The 16,052-nt window shown below is 69.1% G+C and carries 14 protein-coding genes; 5 read left to right on the top strand and 9 right to left on the bottom strand.

The window, feature by feature from the left end; translation table 11 throughout:
- Positions 1-138 precede the first annotated feature (138 nt).
- The 3 genes from SLW55_RS03240 to SLW55_RS03230 all read right to left on the bottom strand — a co-directional run bounded on the left by SLW55_RS03240 (position 139) and on the right by SLW55_RS03230 (position 3,287).
- The gene (locus SLW55_RS03240) at positions 139-756 is read right to left on the bottom strand and encodes a DUF4124 domain-containing protein (RefSeq protein ID WP_267093501.1); all 618 of its coding nucleotides are present in this window, start codon (positions 754-756) and stop codon (positions 139-141) included.
- Positions 757-922: 166 nt separating this feature from the next.
- On the bottom strand, positions 923-1,765 hold the full coding sequence (gene metF / locus SLW55_RS03235; RefSeq protein WP_017916493.1) for a methylenetetrahydrofolate reductase [NAD(P)H]: 843 nt from the start codon (positions 1,763-1,765) through the stop codon (positions 923-925).
- A gap of 151 nt (positions 1,766-1,916) precedes the next feature.
- Positions 1,917-3,287 carry an alpha-amylase family protein gene (locus tag SLW55_RS03230; protein ID WP_320744642.1) on the bottom strand — a complete coding sequence of 457 codons (1,371 nt, stop codon included), beginning with the start codon at positions 3,285-3,287 and terminating at the stop codon, positions 1,917-1,919.
- Positions 3,288-3,620: 333 nt separating this feature from the next.
- Here SLW55_RS03230 and SLW55_RS03225 point away from each other — a divergent pair, with 333 nt between their 5' ends.
- The 4 genes from SLW55_RS03225 to SLW55_RS03210 all read left to right on the top strand — a co-directional run bounded on the left by SLW55_RS03225 (position 3,621) and on the right by SLW55_RS03210 (position 9,161).
- Positions 3,621-4,541, top strand: coding sequence for a M14 family metallocarboxypeptidase (locus SLW55_RS03225; protein WP_295926653.1), 921 nt, complete (start codon positions 3,621-3,623; stop codon positions 4,539-4,541).
- A gap of 246 nt (positions 4,542-4,787) precedes the next feature.
- Positions 4,788-5,345, top strand: coding sequence for a DUF3228 family protein (locus SLW55_RS03220; protein WP_017912964.1), 558 nt, complete (start codon positions 4,788-4,790; stop codon positions 5,343-5,345).
- A 496-nt stretch (positions 5,346-5,841) separates the two neighbouring features.
- Positions 5,842-8,382: a methyl-accepting chemotaxis protein gene (locus SLW55_RS03215; RefSeq protein ID WP_319020012.1), complete on the top strand. Its 2,541-nt coding sequence runs from the start codon at positions 5,842-5,844 to the stop codon at positions 8,380-8,382.
- Positions 8,383-8,387: 5 nt separating this feature from the next.
- The gene (locus tag SLW55_RS03210; RefSeq protein ID WP_223875633.1) at positions 8,388-9,161 is read left to right on the top strand and encodes a TorF family putative porin; all 774 of its coding nucleotides are present in this window, start codon (positions 8,388-8,390) and stop codon (positions 9,159-9,161) included.
- Positions 9,162-9,173: 12 nt separating this feature from the next.
- Here the strand turns inward: SLW55_RS03210 and SLW55_RS03205 are convergent, their stop codons facing one another.
- Genes SLW55_RS03205 through SLW55_RS03195 form a run of 3 tightly spaced genes read right to left on the bottom strand, consistent with a single transcriptional unit; the run spans position 9,174 to position 12,170 of the window.
- The gene (locus SLW55_RS03205) at positions 9,174-9,878 is read right to left on the bottom strand and encodes a sulfotransferase family protein (protein WP_267099988.1); all 705 of its coding nucleotides are present in this window, start codon (positions 9,876-9,878) and stop codon (positions 9,174-9,176) included.
- Entirely contained in the window at positions 9,875-10,789 is a 915-nt protein-coding gene (locus SLW55_RS03200) for a sulfotransferase domain-containing protein (RefSeq protein ID WP_267099989.1), read from the bottom strand. Before SLW55_RS03200 ends, SLW55_RS03205 begins: the two co-directional genes overlap by 4 nt.
- Complete coding sequence (locus SLW55_RS03195; RefSeq protein ID WP_267099990.1) at positions 10,782-12,170, bottom strand: cytochrome P450; 1,389 nt, start codon at positions 12,168-12,170, stop codon at positions 10,782-10,784. The genes SLW55_RS03200 and SLW55_RS03195 overlap by 8 nt, the downstream gene beginning before the upstream one ends.
- Before the next feature lie 533 nt (positions 12,171-12,703).
- On the opposite strand from SLW55_RS03195, the gene SLW55_RS03190 reads away from it, so the two are divergent.
- Positions 12,704-13,465, top strand: coding sequence for a class I SAM-dependent methyltransferase (locus SLW55_RS03190; protein WP_267085448.1), 762 nt, complete (start codon positions 12,704-12,706; stop codon positions 13,463-13,465).
- A gap of 267 nt (positions 13,466-13,732) precedes the next feature.
- On the opposite strand, the gene SLW55_RS03185 is transcribed toward SLW55_RS03190, so the two are convergent.
- The 3 genes from SLW55_RS03185 to ahcY form a co-directional block, all read right to left on the bottom strand.
- Positions 13,733-14,032, bottom strand: a complete 300-nt coding sequence (locus SLW55_RS03185) for a type II toxin-antitoxin system RelE/ParE family toxin (RefSeq protein ID WP_267085449.1) — start codon at positions 14,030-14,032, stop codon at positions 13,733-13,735.
- A 1-nt stretch (position 14,033) separates the two neighbouring features.
- Positions 14,034-14,318, bottom strand: coding sequence for a ribbon-helix-helix protein, CopG family (locus SLW55_RS03180; RefSeq protein WP_267093507.1), 285 nt, complete (start codon positions 14,316-14,318; stop codon positions 14,034-14,036).
- 259 nt (positions 14,319-14,577) lie between these two features.
- Positions 14,578-16,023 carry an adenosylhomocysteinase gene (gene ahcY / locus SLW55_RS03175; RefSeq protein ID WP_017915311.1) on the bottom strand — a complete coding sequence of 482 codons (1,446 nt, stop codon included), beginning with the start codon at positions 16,021-16,023 and terminating at the stop codon, positions 14,578-14,580.
- Between the last annotated feature and the right edge of the window lie 29 nt (positions 16,024-16,052).

The raw sequence follows: 16,052 nt of genomic DNA, 5'->3' as shown, positions 1-16,052 counted from the left end.
GAACCGCTGTTGCGGTTCCCGAATCCCCAATCCCGGCTCCACCGCGTCGCGGCTGAAGCCGATCCTACAGGTGACGCAGTGCGCGCGCAGGGAGCCGCTTTCGCGACTCCCCAATCCCCATTCCCCATTCCCGGCTTCTCAGAAACTGATCCAGAAGCAGTCGTACTGCCGGCGCAGGTCCAGCACGGTGGAGGCGGGGGTGATGCTGCCGGCGAGGGTCTGCTGCAGACGCAGGCCGGTCGGGTGCGGGCGCGATGGCGCCTCGCCACCATCGGCCTCCGCCGCGGCCGACGTGGCCGTTGTCGCGGACGCGGCTGTCGACGACGTACCGGCTGCGGGAGCGGTCGTCCCGCCGGTCTCCGGCAACACCGGCACGATCGCCACCAGGGGGCGGCGCACGATCGCCTCCAGCCGGTCGAAGATGCGTTGCGCGCCGTCGTCGGAGACGCCGTTCCACCAGTACAGTGCCGATAGCCGGTTGACGTCGCGGGCGTCCACGGCGCTGCGGATCTGCTGGACCAGCACGCTGAGCCGGCGCACGCACTGCGGCGGTGCCAGGCCGCGGGCGTTGCCGCCGACGTTGCCAGGGGCGGCCGGTGGCGGCAGGCGATCGATCGCGCCGACGTCCTCGCAGCGCCGATCGCTGAACACGGTGGTGCCGTCGGGCCCGGTGCAACGGTTCACCCGTTGCGCGGTGGCGGGCGTGGCGAGGCCCCACAGGCACAAGAGCAGCAGCATCGGCGGGAGCAGGCGCATCGCCGCAGGGTAGCCGCAGCCGGCGTGACCGCGGAGCGAATGCCTTACGAGCGGGGATTGGGGATTCGGGATTGGGGATTCGCCAAAGCGAGGCTTCGCGCTGCTGTTGCCATTCCCGAATCCCGAATCCCGAATCCCGAATCCCGAGCGACAGCGGCCGCGACACTCAGCCGGCGGCGACGTCGCCGCGCAGACGTGCCAGGACGCTGGTGGTGGGCTTGGCCAGGTTGAGCGTATAGAAATGCAGCCCGGGGGCGCCGCCGTCGACCAGGCGTTGGCACAAGGTGGCGACCACGTCGGCGCCGAACTCGCGAATGGCCTCGGCATCGTCGCCGTAGGCCTGCATGCGCTTGCCGATCCAGCGCGGGATTTCCGCGCCGCACTGCTCGGAGAAACGCCGCAGCTGACTGAAGTTGGAGATCGGCATGATGCCGGGCACGATCGGGATCTGCACGCCGAGCTTGCGGACTGCGTCGACGAAGTGGAAGTAGGCGTCGGCGTTGTAGAAGTACTGGGTGATGGCGGCATCGGCGCCGGCATCGACCTTGGCCTTGAAGTGGCGCAGGTCGCTGAGCGCATCGTGGGCCTGCGGGTGCGTCTCCGGATACGCGCCCACTTCCAGATGGAAGGCGTCGCCGTGCTCGGCGCGGATGAAGGCGATCAGGTCGGCGGCATAGCGCAGGTCGCCCGGGTGGCCCATGCCCGACGGCAGGTCGCCACGCAGCGCGACCAGGCGGCGGCAGCCGATGGCGCGGTACAGCTTGAGCAGCTCGCGGATCTCCTCGCGGCTGCCGCCCACGCAGGACAGATGCGGCGCGGCCTCGAAACGGTGGTGCTGCTTGAGGTGGCGCACGGTCTCGGAGGTGTAGCTCAGGGTCGAGCCGCCGGCGCCGAAGGTGCAGGAGACGTACTCCGGGGCATAGGCCTTGAGCCGCGCGGCGGTGCGGTCGAGCTGCGCGCGCTGTTCGTCGGTCTTGGGCGGATAGAACTCGAAGCTGATGGCGGTCATGGGCGCAACGCAGCGGGCGGTGTGGCGAGTATATCTCTTCATCCGGATGGATGTGCAAGAGGTCGCAGTCGCGCGATCGCCGCGTCGCCCGGGGGCGGCGACGCGCTCCCCGCGCGGCGCGCCGGTGGGCGCGCCGCGTCCGCTCCCTGGCTCAGCGCTTCCACATCCGCGCCTGCCGCGGCGGCAGGCTGAAGGTGTAGCTGCCGCTGGAAATACGCACCACGCTGCCGGAACCCAGCGCATCGGTGTAGTCGACGTTCCAGCGCAATACGCTGCCGTTCATCGGTACCGCGGCGGTGACGGTATTGCCGCACTTGTTGATGCCGACGATGCCCAGGTCGCCGCGGCGGAACAGCAGGTAGCAGGCGCCGTGCGCCAGCACCTGCATGTCGCGGCCCTGTGCGGCGTTGTGGAACCCGACCATGCGCTTGAGGTCGTCGCGCTGGTAGGCGTTGACCCAGCGGTTGTCGCCGCTCTCGTTGTTGTCCGAGTACACCATCGGCACGCCGCCGTCGCGGCCGAGCAGGTAGGCGTAGGCCAGGGTCTCGTCGACCGGGTCCATGATCGCGTAGCGGAAGCCGGCGTTGTTGGGGATGTCGTGGGTGATGGCGAAAGTCACCGCGCGCGCACCGGGCAGCGCCTGGCCGTAGGCGCCCGGATCCACCAGCAGGTCCATGCTGCCGCCGTAGGCGAAGGCGTTGCGCACCGAGTTGAACAGCGGGAAGTCGTAGGCCGCGTGCGGGGTGGCCTGCAGGTACGGTGCCAGGAACTGGTCGTAGTCGGAGTTGCCGCTGCCGCCGCCGGTGATCACTTCGCCGAACACCAGCACGCCGGAGCGGACCTGCGCATCGAGCACCTTGTTCAGATGATCGAAGGTCATGTGCTTGGCAGCGTCGATGCGGAAACCGGTGACGCCCAGCGCCTTCAGCGCCAGCAGGTAGTTGCGCTGCTGCTGCACCACCCAGTCGTTGCCGACCAGATCCGGCAGGCCGGGATCGTTGCCGCCGCCGCAGATGCGGTAGGTGCGCACCTGGTAGGGATCGTTGTAGTTGGTGATGCATTGCGCCGGGCCGAAATCGCTGGCGCTGAGGAAATTCTGCGAGAGGTCGCCGAACAACCGCAGCGACGCATAGCGCTGCGGATTGGCGGCGTACTGGCCCAGCACCGCGCTGCCCGGGTAGTTCAGGTCCGAGCGCGTGGCCGCTTCGTTGGCCATGTGGTTGAGCACCACGTCGGCATAGGTTTCCACGCCCACCGCCTTCAGCGCCTGCACCATGCTGGCGAAGGCGTCGGTGTCGCCGAGCGGGTTGTCGATCAGACGCATGTCCTGCGGCTGGTAGCGCGCCCACCAGGCGTCGCCCTGCGAGCGGTAGGCCGGCGCCACCAGCACCTTGCGGTAGCCGGCGGCGGCGATCTGCGCGGCACGCGCTTCCACGGTGGCATAGGGCCAGTTGAAGGCATGCAGGATGACGTCGGCCTGGGCGCTGGCGGTGGCCAGGAGCAGCAGCAGGCCGACCAGCAGGCTGCGCCAGCGGTGCAGGTGCAGCAGACGATTTGCAGCGGATGGGACGCGCATCGTTCGATCTCCTCGGTGCGTGGGCGCAGGCAGGACGCCTGCAGGACAGGGGCATGACCTCGCCGCGGGGCTGGCGTGCGGCCGGAGGATGCTAAGCGCGCATCGCGGCGCAACATGCGCGCGCTACATACGTATTCATGGCGACAGCGTACGAAAGCGGGATCGGCATCCGCTTCCGCTCGGGAGCGCCGTGCGCGCTGCATTCATGGCACATGTCGCATCGCGGCCCATGCGCTTTGCTACAGTCGCCGCCCTCACCTGTCGACGCGGAGCAGCACCATGACCAGCGCAGCCTTCTATCCGATCGGAACCCCCGGCGTGCCTTGGGGCGCGGCCGAGAAGGCGGCCTGGCTGGCGGGTCAGCCGCGCCGGCGCAGCTACCAGGACGAGGTGGTCGCTGCCATCGAAGGCCTGCGCGGGCAATGGGAGGTGGTCGCGTACGGGGACCTGGCATACGCGCAGGAGCGCTATCCGCTGCTGGCCTTGCGCAGCCGCAACTGGGACCACGCCTTGCCGTGCATGCTGGTCACCGGCGGCGTGCATGGTTACGAGACCAGCGGCGTGCACGGCGCGCTGCAGTTTGCGCAGCAGCATGCCGGGGACTACGCCGGCCGCGCCAATGTGCTGGTGGCGCCGTGCGTGAGCCCGTGGGCGTACGAGCGCATCCACCGCTGGAACGCCGATGCGCTGGATCCCAACCGTTCGTTCCGCGCCGACAGCCCGGCGCAGGAATCGGCTGCGCTGCTGCGCCTGGTCGCGCCGTTGCGCGATCAAGTGCGCATGCACATCGACCTGCACGAGACCACCGACAGCGACGAGTCCGAATTCCGGCCGGCGCTGGCCGCGCGCGATGGCATCGCCTACGCGCCGGGCGGCATTCCCGACGGTTTCTACCTGGTCGGCGACAGCGAGAACCCGCAGCCCGCGTTCCAGCAGGCGGTGCTGTCCGCAGTCGCACAGGTCACCCATATCGCGCCGGCCGACGCCGCCGGCGAACTCATCGGCACGCCGCTGGCGGCGCCGGGGGTCATCAACTACCCGGTGAAGCGGCTGGGTCTGTGCGCAGGCATCACCGACGCGCGCTACACCACGACTACCGAGGTGTATCCGGACAGTGCCAGCGCCACGCCGCAGCAGTGCAACGCCGCGCAGGTGGCGGCGGTACGCGCGGCGATCGACTACGCCTTGGCACATCCGTAGTCGCCAGGTGGATGCACGATTTGCAGGACACCTGTCACGCAGCTGCGACGAGCGACGCCTGCTGGGTACCCAACCTTGCACGGCGTCGGGACTGAAGTCCCTCCCACAGTGCACCCAGTCGAGGTATCGCAAGTTCCGCTAAGCGCTGTTCCGCATGGCCTTGCGCCACCGGCTGCGACGGTGGCAGCGGTGGGCACCGACCCTGCCGCGCGCTACGCTTGTGGGCCCTCGTTTGCCATGCACCCCATGTCCATCGTCCTCACGCCGTTTGCCCGCACGCGTCTGTTCCCGCGCGACGGCCGCCGCAATGCGATCCAGGACTGCACGCCCGAGCAGTTCGAGCAGCACCTCAACGCGCACACGCCGCTGCAGGTGCTGGACGGCTACGCACCGTTCTGCAAGTTGCACGTGCACCGCAACTGGACCTCGACGCGCTGCCTGACCGTGCCGATCACCGACGCCAACCGGCGCCTGCTGCGTTCGGGCTACGAGGCGCGCAGCCGTGAAGAACTGCCGGTCCTGGTGCGCTGGTTCGAAGGAGTCGAGCCGCCGGTGGCCGAGTACCTGCTGCCGATCCTCTACAGCCGCGAACAGCTCGCGCACGAGGGCGCGCCGATCGAGGCGGACTGGGGCGTGGTCGGTTGCCTGTATACCGCCGAGCCGCAGGAGATCCCGATGGCGCCGATCACCATGCTGCGCAATGCGCTGGGCGTGGAGGAGGGCGGCTCGGGCGTGCCGCTGGATCGCGACGCCTATCGGCGCAGCGTGGCGTTCTGGGAGCACAACGCCAACTGGCGGCCGTAAGCGCGGTCAGACGCGGTCCGCGCGCAGTGACCTCGCCGGGCACGCATCGCGGTGCATGCGGCGCACGTTACCGCGCGCAGGCGTGATCGCTCCGGACGCGGTCACGCATTCGCGCAGCCGCCTTCACGCATCCCTGCACGTTGCCGTCGCCGGCCCGCCGTGCTGCATCCGTGCACGCGCTTGTGCACTGGCGCATAAGTGCTGAACAGAACTGCGCGCAGCCGCGCGTTCTCGCCGCGACGCCCTGTCCGTTCATCGGCATGACGCGCAATGACCATCAAGTTTGCGGACGGCGGGACGATAGCGAGAGGGTGGGTCGCCATGCAGCGGCGCCAGGACGCAATGTCCGGCCGCGCATCGTGGCCCGGTGGGGAAGGCGCCTCGGGCAGGTCATCGGCAGCGGACACGGCGCACTCGTGCCGCGCGCCGTGGCGGGCTGCCGCGTGGGGGCGTTCCCCGCGACCGTATTCCCTCCCCCCTTGCCAAGGAAGTCGTCATGTCCACTCCGTCGCCGCAGCGCCGTCGCGGCAGCGTCGCCAAACGCCTGATGCTCGGTACCGGCCTGCTCGCGCTGGCCTGCTTCGGCCTGACCGCCATGATCATCTACTGGCGCAGCAGCGATGCGCTGCTGTCGACCTCGCGCACCAGCATCGAGAACCTGGCGCAAGTGGAGGCGCAGCGGGTGTCGCGCGAAATCGGCGTGGCCTTCGACGCCAGCGACGCGCTGGCCAACAGCTTCCGCGTGCAGCACGCCGCCGGTCTGTCGCGCGCCACCGCCACCGCGGTGCTGCGCAGCCAGCTCGACGCGCATCCGCAGTGGCTGGGCATCAGCACCATGTGGGAGCCGGACGCGTTCGACGGCAACGACAAGGCCTTCGTCGGCACCGAGGGCCATGACGCCACCGGCCGCTACATGACTTGGTGGTCGCGGCAGAACGGCAAGCTGGTGCGCGAGGCGCTGCGCGACTACGAGAAGCCGGGCGACGGCGACTGGTACCTGCTGGCGCGCAACACGCACAAGCCGGTGGTGATCGAGCCCTACTACTACCCGGTGGCCGGCAAGGACACGCTGATGACCACGCTGGCCACGCCGATCCTGGAGAACGGGCGTTTCCTGGGCGTGGTCACCGTCGACTTCACCCTCGATACCCTGCAGCAGCGCATCGCCGCGCTGCGGCCGATGGGCGAGGGCCATGCCAGCCTGCTGTCGCCGTTGGGCATGGTGATGGCCAGCCGCGATCCGCAGCAGGTCGGCAAGACCCGCAGCGATGCCTGGTCCAAGGACATGCTGGCGCGCGTGGCCAAGGGCCAGGTGGTGTTCGACCATCGCCGCGCCGACGGCGAGGATGCGTTGAACGTGTTCGTGCCGCTGAAGATCGGCGATGCGCCGCAGACGTTCGCGCTTGGCGTCTCGGTGCCGTACGCGCTGGTCATGGCCAAGGCGCGTGCGCTGTTGTGGACCATCGCCGCGGTCGGCCTGCTCTCGGCGTTGTTGCTGAGCGGCGCGCTGTACCTGCTGCTGCGCCGGCAGGTGCTCGACCCGCTGGCCGAGGCCGTGCGCGTGTCTTCGGCGGTCGCCGCCGGGCGCCTGGACAGCCAGGTCCGGCATCGCCGCGACGACGAGCTGGGCCAGTTGCTGGATGCGATGGGCAGCATGCAGACGCAGTTGCAGGCGGTAATGCAGGCGCAGGCGGAGATGGCGCAGCGCCACGACGCCGGCGAGATGAGCTACCGGATGGACGCCGAGCGCTTCCCCGGCGAGTACGGCCGCATGGTCCATGGCACCAATGCACTGGTGGCCGCGCACGTGGACGTGCAGCGGCGCCTGGTCGAGGTCATGTCGCAGTACGCGATCGGCAACATGCAGGTGGACATGGAACCGCTGCCGGGCGAGAAGGCGGCGATCACCGAGGCGATGCGCACCACCAAGCGCAGCCTGCAGGCGATCAACCAGGCCATCACCGAACTGGCGCAGGCCGCGGCTTCCGGCGATTTCTCCCGGCGCGGCGACGCCGAGCGCTTCCAGTACGACTTCCGCGGCATGGTGGTCGGGCTGAACCGGCTGATGGAGTTGACCGAAGGCAACCTCTCGGCCTTGTCGGCGCTGTTGCGTGCCGTGGCCCAGGGCGACCTCACCGCGCGCATGCACGGCGAATTCCACGGCGTATTCGCGCAGATGCGCGACGATGCCAATGCCACGGTGGAACAGCTGACCGGCATCGTCGGCCGCATCCAGCAGGCCACCACCGCGATCAACTCCGCCGCCAGCGAGATTGCCGCCGGCAACGACGACTTGTCGCGTCGCACCGAGCAGCAGGCGGCCAATCTGGAAGAAACCGCGGCCTCGATGGAGGAGCTGACCTCGACGGTGAAGCAGAACGCCGAGCATGCGCACCAGGCCAACCGCCTGGCGCAGGACACCGCGGGCGTGGCCTCGCGTGGCGGCGCGGTGGTCGAGCAGGTGGTGGACACCATGTCCGGCATCGCCGAAGCATCGAAGAAGATGGCCGAGATCATCGGCGTGATCGACGGCATCGCCTTCCAGACCAACATCCTGGCGCTCAACGCCGCGGTGGAGGCGGCGCGCGCCGGCGAGCAGGGCCGCGGTTTCGCGGTGGTGGCCAGCGAGGTGCGCGCGCTGGCGCAGCGCTCGGCGACCGCGGCGCACGAGATCAAGGGCCTGATCGACGCCTCGGTCGGCAAGATCGACGATGGCACCGCACTGGTCAACGGCGCTGGCGACACCATGCGCGAGGTCGTGGCCAGCGTGCGCCGGGTCACCGACATCATGAGCGAGATCGCTGCCGCCTCGCAGGAGCAGAGCGCCGGTATCGAACAGGTGAGCAAGACCATCGTGCAGATGGACGAAGCCACCCAACAGAACGCCGCGCTGGTCGAGGAGGCCACGGCGGCGGCGCGGGCGATGGAGGATCAGGCCGAGGAACTGCAGCGCGCGGTGGCGCTGTTCAAGCTCGCGGCACCTTCGTCGGGCGGCCTGGCCGCGGCGGGCCGGGCGCGGCTGGAGCTGGTGTCGTGAGCGCCATGCGCAGCGCAGCGCTGCTGCTGGCGCTGGGCGTCGCCGCACCGGCCTGGGCCGGGACCGCCAGCGCCAATCTGGCGGCGACCTCGAACTACGTCTCGCGCGGATTCGAGCAGAGCTGGGGGCGGCCGGTGCTGCAGGGCGGGCTGGACGTGGCCGCGGACAGCGGCTGGTATGCCGGCACCTGGGCATCCGGGGTGAGTCCGTACTTCATCGAAGGCGGGCACGTGGAGTGGGACGTGTATGCCGGCTACGCGGCCAGCCATGGCGACTGGGGCTGGCGCGCCGGCGTCTACCACTACGCCTACCCCGGCGCGCGCATGAGCGCCAGCGGCACGCGCTACGACTATGGCGAGGCCATCGTCGCCGGGCACTGGCGCACGCTGGAACTGTCCTACGCCAGCACCTGGACGCGCGACTACTTCGGCTACAACAGCGCCACGCTGGGCGTCGGCCAGGGCCGGCACTCGCGCGGCTCCGGTTATCTGGCGCTGGACGCCACGCTGCCGCTGGCGCCGGACTGGCAGGCCAGCGTGCATGCCGGCCACCAGCACGTGCGCAACTTCGCCGACTACGGCTGGACCGACGCGCGCGTGGGCCTGAGCCGCACCTGGCGCGGCACCGAGTTCGGCCTGAGCTACGCACGGGCCTGGAACAGCGCCGGCGTCTATCGCCGCTACACCACCGGCGTGGCGGATGGCGAGGGCCGGGTGCACGTCTCCAACCCGATCGACGGTGCCTGGTCGTTCTCGATCAAGCGCAACTTCTCGCTATAGGCGGACGCGCGCTCAGCCGTCGGCGGGCGCTGCGAACGCCTCGACGGCGAGCCGGTCCAGGTAGGCGCGCAGGCGTTGCTCGCGTTGCGCCGGGTCGCTGGGCAGCGGGCGCGCTTGCGTGCCGCCGCCGCTGCGCGCATGCACGCGTGGATACGGCTGTGCCGGCACCGGCACGCCCAGGAAGGCGCACAGCGGCTCCCAGCCCGTCTGCGCGTCGGTGTCGAGCACCAGCAGGCGCTGCGCCGGCACGCTGGCGATGACCGCCTGGTTCCAGCGGCGGAAATAGTCGGTCATGAAGCCGCGATCGTCGATGCGCGTGGCGAAGTCGCGGCGCAGGAACTGGCTCAGCCGCTGGCCCTCGGCGCCGAACAGGGCCGGCACGCTGCCGTCGCTGGCGAAGATGGTGCAGCGCACCGACTCGAACCAGGCATCGGCATCGCGTACGGTCAGGATCACCTTGGCCTGCGGGTAGCGCGCGACCAGCTCGCGCCAGAAGCAGCAGCCGGGATAATCGACGGTGGCGGTGTAGCCGGCGAACAGCGTGTCCCAGTCCGCCTGCCCGTCGATCGCCGCGTCCCACAGCGGCAAGGCCTGGCGCAGGTGCGCGGCCAGTTCCATGGCGTGATAGCAGCGGCCCAGGCCCAGATGTTCCAGCGCCAGCTTCAGCGACAGGGTGCCGGTGCGGCCGAGGCCGGCGCCGATGACGCACAGGCTCATGCCGTCGCTCCGGCGCCCTGTGCCAGCCATTGCGCGGCCTCGCGGCCCAGCTCGGCCAGCGCGCGCGCCTCGTAGTCGGCGGCGACGGTCGCCGGCAACAGCGTACGCCAGCGGCCGCTGCGCCCCTGGTTGAAGAAGGCCTTGCCGCCTTCGCGCCACAGCCCGGCGCCCTGCGGCACGTAGCGCGCGGCGTGCTGGCGCATGTAGCCGAACTGGCAGTGCGCCAGGATGGTCTCCCGGTCCGTCTCGCGCACCGGGATCTCCAGGAACGCGGCGATGCGCCGCACTTGCCCTGGCAGATCCTGCAGCAGGTCGGCGTAGTGCACCAGCAGCACGTTCGGCTGCGCGCGCTGCTGCCACCAGCTGCGCATGCCTTCCCAGAACGGCCAGAACGGTGCGCCGTCGTGGGCCAGCCAATGCGCCACGTAGGCATCCACCGGCAGGCTCGGCGGCGGCACCACGCGCAGCTTGCCCGGTTCGGCCGCCCCGGCATCCAGCCGCGCCTGCGCATCCTGGCTGACCGCACACTGGTGGTCGTACAGGCTCAGCGCGATGTCGCGACCGTCGCGGCCGATGTACAGGTATTTGGCGCGATCGCTGACCACCAGCGCATCGGCGGGCAGATGCGTCTTGATGAAGCGCCGGTGGGTCTGCGCCTGCAGCAGCGCGAGCTTGCTCGTGCGGTCCGGGTACACACCGTCCAGCCACGGCGAGATCGCCGACACGTCGACGTCCGCCGCGCCCTCGAACAGCAACTGCGCGACGATCTGCTGCAGCCAGGTGGTGCCGGCCTTGGCGTAGCTGGCGATGACGATGTCGCCGTCGCGAAACTCCAGTTCGTTCCAGGCGGCGGAATCGAAAAAGCGGTTGGAGTATTCCCGGGTCTTGGCGAAGGCGGCGGAATCAGCCATGCGGGGTTTCCGGTGTGCGGGGGAAGGGCGCCGTCGCGGGCGACTGGCGGGACAGGGTTGTCGTGCGCGGGCGCAAGGCGATGCGGACATCGAGTGGACGCAGCACCAGCGCCGGATACGGCCGTGGCCGTGCATCCGTCGCCAGGTGCAGCGTGCGCTCGCGCAACAGGCCGGCCACGATCACGGTCATCTGCACCAGCGCCAACTGGCTGCCGATGCAACTGCGCGGACCGCCGCCGAACGGAAAGTAGGTGTAGCGCGCCGGTGTCTGCGCCGGGTCCAGCCAGCGCGCCGGCAGGAAGCGGTCCGGCGCGGAGAAGTGACGCGGATCGCGCTGCACCACCCACTGGCTGACGATCAGCTGGGTACCGCGCGGCACCGCGAAGCCGCCCAGCGTGGTGTCGCGTTGCGCGATGCGCGCGGTCATCCACGCCGGCGGATACAGGCGCATGGCCTCCTTCACGCAGGCGCGCGTCAGCGGCAGGCGTTCGACGAGCGCATCGGCGCAGGGCGTGCTGGATGCGCCGTCGATACCGGGCAGGGCATCGGCTTCCTCCGCCACGGCCTGCGCGATCGATGGATGTTGCGCCAGCAGCAACAGCGTCCAGGTCAGGCCGGCCGCCATCGGCTCCAGCGCCGACATCAGCATCGCCGCCGCTTCGTCGCGGCACCAGTCGTCGTCGGCCTGCGGAGCGTCGCGTCGCAGCAGCTCCAGCACCGAGGCGTCTGCGCCATCAGAATGTGGCGACGTCAGGATCTGCGTCAGCGCGGTGTCCAGTGCGCCGCGTGCGGCACGCAGGCGGCGCTTGCCGGCACTCGGCCACCAGGCCGGCGCCGCGGACGGCGTACGCGTCTGCTGCAGGATCGCATCGACCATCGGCAGCATCCGCAGCAGCGCCGGCGCGTGCACCGCATCGCCGAGCAGGAAGCCGGCGCCCAGTTGCGCGCAGAGCGCGGTCATGGTCAGGCGCAGGTCGTGCACGTTGTCGATGTCGTCGCGCGATCGCAGCAGCGCCTGTGTGGCGGCGGCCGCCTTTGCGGCGTAGTCGCGCACCAGGCTGGCGCGGAACGCGGGCTGCAGCGCCTGGCGCTTGCGCCGCCAGGCCTCGCCCTCGCTGTTCATCACCGATGCCGGAAATGCAGCGCGCCGCGCACGCGGATCCGGATCGGATTTGGCGTAGAGGCTGCCGTCGTCGCCGAGCACCGTGGCGATCGCGGTTGGTGCTGCGAGCAGATAGGTGCGCTCGGCGATCCGCACCACGTCGCCATGCGTGCGTGCGCAGTGTTGCAGGAAGCCGAGGGGATCGGTGGCGAAAGCCTGCCGGTTGCCGAATGCCCAGTGCCCGCGCGGGCCTGGCGGGCGCGGATGCGGATCGGTCACGTGCAGATCCGCACGAATAGCCGTGTCGGCGGGTCACACCGCGACGCAGGAGGGGACATGGAGCCGATGGCGAACGGGCGTGCGGCCGTGCGAAGCGGAGAGCGCTGGGGAGAGGGGGCGGGTCGCCCCCTCTCGCACGGTCATGCCACGCGACGGTGGCGGGGGAGGTCAGTAGGTGTAGATGTAGCCGAGCTTGCGGCCACCGAGGCTCTGCACCCAACGCGACAGCGAATCAAAAAGGCGTTTCATGGCGATACTCCTGATTGAGCGGGGGATCTGTTGCGATTGTCGCGCCTGCCTCAGCGTGGCAGGCGCGGGAAAAAGCATCCTCGCTTGGATGCGGCGGCGCAAGCAAAAGACTGAAGCGCGGCCAACTGCAATGCGCATGTCATCTGCAGTTTTGTGGCGTGTGTCGCACGCGATTGCAGCGCATCGCCGCGCCTGCCATGCAGGGTGCCGCCCTGCATGTGTGGCCACTGCGTCGCCATCGCTGCGTGCTATGGTCGCGCCACTTCGGCAACGAGTGGCTGCGGATGCCCGTGACCCACGAGTACGATCGCCTGGCCGCGATCTACGACCGTTTCTACGATCGCTGGCCTGCCGCCGTCACCCAGCAGTGCGTCGGTGTCCTCGCCGAGCTGGCCGCGGGCCGTGCGGCGCTGGAACTGGGCATCGGCACTGGCCGCATTGGCTTGCCGCTCGCGCACTGCGATGTGCCGGTCACCGGTATCGACAATTCGCCTGCGATGCTCGAGGCCTTGCGTGCCAAGCCCGGCAGCGAACGCCTGCACCTGGTCTGCGCCGATTTCGCCGACATGCCGGTATGCGGCCCGTTCGGCCTGATCTACGCGGTGGCGGCATTCGGGTATCTGCTGACGCAGGCCGAGCAGCTGCGTTGCATGGTCAACGCGGCGCGCTGCCTGGCGCCCGACGGCCGCTTGCTGATCCAGAGCGCGGTGCCGGGTGCAGAGGTGTTCGAAAGCGGCGGCAAGGTCAGCCAGGTGCTGGACGTGCCGGACACCGACGGCGATGGCGCGGCAGTGATGCTGGTGTGCTCGCAGCCCGATCCGCTGCAGCAGCGCATCGACCAGCGCGTGGTGGTACTGGGCGAATCCGGTACGCGCATCTTCAGCGAGCGCCGCCGCTACGTGTGGCCATCGGAGCTGGACCTGATGGCGCAGATCGCCGGCCTGCGCCTGGAGGCGCGCTGGAGCGACTGGGCACGCACGCCGTATCACGCGCGCAGCCGGATTCAAATTTCGGTGTACGCGCCGGCCAGCGAGTGCACGGCCTGAAGATCGTGCCGTTGCAGGCGTTGGATGACGGCGTCCTATCTACAATTGCGGCATCGGTATCGGCAGGACCGTGTCGCCTTTGGGTTGGTGTCCATGCCGGCGGTACCCGCCGAAGGTCATTCAGTATCCAATCCGCCGACAGCGAGATGCCGCACTGGTTGCCGTCGGGGGCGAGGTGAGGATCAATCAGTTGGCGATGGCCCGAGGGCGATCCACGATGCCCCTGCCGGCATCCGTCGATGCGGTGGTGCGGACGTCGACTCGGTTTCATCCGCCGAGCGCATAGCCCGCCTCCCGCTGTGCGCGGATGGCCATCACGATCACCGTATCGGTCACATCCACATAGCGATACAACGCCACATACCCATGCGCACCGCGGCCCATCACCAGTTCGCGGTTGTCTCCATGGACCGGGCGGCCGATCAAGGGATTACCCGCCAGTACGTCGAACGCGCTGACGATCTCCTCGGTCCTCGCCTCGGCATGCTGGCTCTCGTGCTCGCGCAAATACGCAGCGATCCGCTCCAGATCCTCGATCACGCCGGGAGCGATGCGGACGCGCGTCACCTCAGTCTTCCAGCTTGCGCGCTACCGGCCGCTTTGCGGGCTTTCCTGCGGCCAGTGCCTTGAAATAGGCACGCGCTTGGTCCCAGGGAATGGTCTCACCCGTTTCCAGGAACTCGGCCCAGCGCTGATCGGCCTGGGCATGGAAGTCGACGCGCCGCTCGGCCAGCTCGGCCTTCTCGGCGATGGCTTCCAGGATGAAGTTGTGCGACGTGGTGCCGGCCGCTTCCGCGGCCTTGGCGACGCGGGCCTTGAGCGCGTCCGGCAGGCGGATGGTGGTAGTGCCCATGGAGAGCTCCAGGCGATTGGCTTGGAATCAATGTAGCACAGGTGTGTTACAGATGCCTGGCTGGGCAGGCGCGTCGGCCGACTGGCCGGAAAAGGCGGCTTGGAGCAGGGGTTGGCGCAAGGTGGCGACGTCTGCGGTTTTTCGCTCCGTACGAATTTCCAGCTCCCTTCCGCTCCACACGCTTGCTGCGCCGATCGCACAAAAAACGGGCGCCTCGCGGCGCCCGTTCCTGTCTGCCTGGCGATGTGCTGCCAATGGCTCAGTAGCGGTAGTGCTCCGGCTTGAACGGGCCATCGACCGGCACGCCGAGGTAGGCGGCCTGCGCGTCGGTGAGCTTGGTCAGCTTCACGCCGATCTTCTCCAGGTGCAGGCGCGCCACTTCCTCGTCCAGCTTCTTCGGCAGGCGGTACACCTGCTTCTCGTAGCTGTCCTTGTTCTGCCACAGGTCGATCTGCGCCAGGGTCTGGTTGGCGAAGCTGTTGGACATCACGAAGCTGGGGTGGCCGGTGGCGCAGCCCAGGTTGACCAGGCGGCCTTCGGCCAGCAGGAAGATCGCGTTGCCGTTGGGCAGCACGAACTTGTCCACCTGCGGCTTGATGTTGATCTTCTGCACGCCCGGCAGCTTGTACAGCGCCTCGACCTGGATCTCGTTGTCGAAGTGGCCGATGTTGCAGACGATGGCCTGGTCCTTCATCTGCGTCAGGTGCTCGATGCGGATGATGTCCTTGTTGCCGGTGGTGGTGACGTAGATGTCGGCCTGGCCGAGGGTGTCCTCGACGGTGTTGACCTCGAAGCCTTCCATCGCCGCCTGCAGCGCGCAGATCGGGTCGATCTCGGTGACGATGACGCGGGCGCCGTAGGCACGCAGGCTGTGCGCCGAGCCCTTGCCGACGTCGCCGTAGCCGCACACCACCGCGACCTTGCCGGCCAGCATCACGTCCATCGCACGCTTGAGGCCGTCGGCCAGCGACTCGCGGCAGCCGTACAGGTTGTCGAACTTGCTCTTGGTCACCGAGTCGTTGACGTTGATCGCCGGGATCAGCAGGGTGCCGGCTTCGGCCAGCTGGTACAGGCGGTGCACGCCGGTGGTGGTCTCTTCGGAGACGCCCTTCCAGTCCTTGACCACGCGGGTCCAGTAGCCCGGGCGCTCCACCGCCACGCGCTTGAGCAGGTTCTTGATCACCTGCTCCTCGTGCGAGGAGGACGGCTCGTCGACCCACTTGGCGCCGTTCTCCAGCTCATAGCCCTTGTGGATCAGCAGGGTCACGTCGCCGCCGTCGTCCACCACCAGTTCCGGGCCGGTCTGGGTGCCGTCGGGCAGGGTGAAGGTCAGCGCGTCGAGGGTGCAGTCCCAGTATTCCTCCAGGGTCTCGCCCTTCCACGCGAACACGGGGGTGCCGGTGGCGGCGATCGCCGCGGCGGCGTGGTCCTGGGTGGAGAAGATGTTGCACGAGGCCCAGCGCACGTCGGCGCCGATGTCCTTCAGCGTCTCGATCAGCACCGCGGTCTGGATGGTCATGTGCAGCGAACCGGTGACGCGCACGCCGGCCAGCGGCTTGGCGGCGGCGTACTGGCGACGGATCGACATCAGGCCCGGCATCTCGTGCTCGGCGATGTCCAGTTCCTTGCGGCCCCAATCGGCCAGGGAAATGTCGGCGACCTTGTAGTCGCCCTCGGTGGAAAAGCTCTTGAGTGCAGCGTTCATCGATAAAGCTCCGGTCAATGGCGAGAAAC

Source organism: Xanthomonas sp. LF06-19 (assembly GCF_034105425.1).
In the GTDB taxonomy this organism is placed as follows: domain Bacteria; phylum Pseudomonadota; class Gammaproteobacteria; order Xanthomonadales; family Xanthomonadaceae; genus Xanthomonas_A; species Xanthomonas_A sontii.
The sequence above is the reverse complement of the archived record's forward strand: the minus strand, read 5'-3'. Positions and strand labels throughout refer to the sequence as shown.

Bases quoted from the DNA above. Each gene is read 5' to 3' on its own strand.
- SLW55_RS03240 (WP_267093501.1), bottom strand. From the start codon at position 756: ATGCGCCTGCTCCCGCCGATGCTGCTGCTCTTGTGCCTGTGGGGCCTC.
- ahcY (WP_017915311.1), bottom strand. From the start codon at position 16,023: ATGAACGCTGCACTCAAGAGCTTTTCCACCGAGGGCGACTACAAGGTC.
- SLW55_RS03215 (WP_319020012.1), top strand. From the start codon at position 5,842: ATGTCCACTCCGTCGCCGCAGCGCCGTCGCGGCAGCGTCGCCAAACGC.
- SLW55_RS03180 (WP_267093507.1), bottom strand. From the start codon at position 14,318: ATGGGCACTACCACCATCCGCCTGCCGGACGCGCTCAAGGCCCGCGTC.
- SLW55_RS03190 (WP_267085448.1), top strand. From the start codon at position 12,704: ATGCCCGTGACCCACGAGTACGATCGCCTGGCCGCGATCTACGACCGT.
- SLW55_RS03210 (WP_223875633.1), top strand. From the start codon at position 8,388: ATGCGCAGCGCAGCGCTGCTGCTGGCGCTGGGCGTCGCCGCACCGGCC.
- SLW55_RS03205 (WP_267099988.1), bottom strand. From the start codon at position 9,878: ATGAGCCTGTGCGTCATCGGCGCCGGCCTCGGCCGCACCGGCACCCTG.
- SLW55_RS03225 (WP_295926653.1), top strand. From the start codon at position 3,621: ATGACCAGCGCAGCCTTCTATCCGATCGGAACCCCCGGCGTGCCTTGG.
- SLW55_RS03200 (WP_267099989.1), bottom strand. From the start codon at position 10,789: ATGGCTGATTCCGCCGCCTTCGCCAAGACCCGGGAATACTCCAACCGC.
- metF (WP_017916493.1), bottom strand. From the start codon at position 1,765: ATGACCGCCATCAGCTTCGAGTTCTATCCGCCCAAGACCGACGAACAG.
- SLW55_RS03220 (WP_017912964.1), top strand. From the start codon at position 4,788: ATGTCCATCGTCCTCACGCCGTTTGCCCGCACGCGTCTGTTCCCGCGC.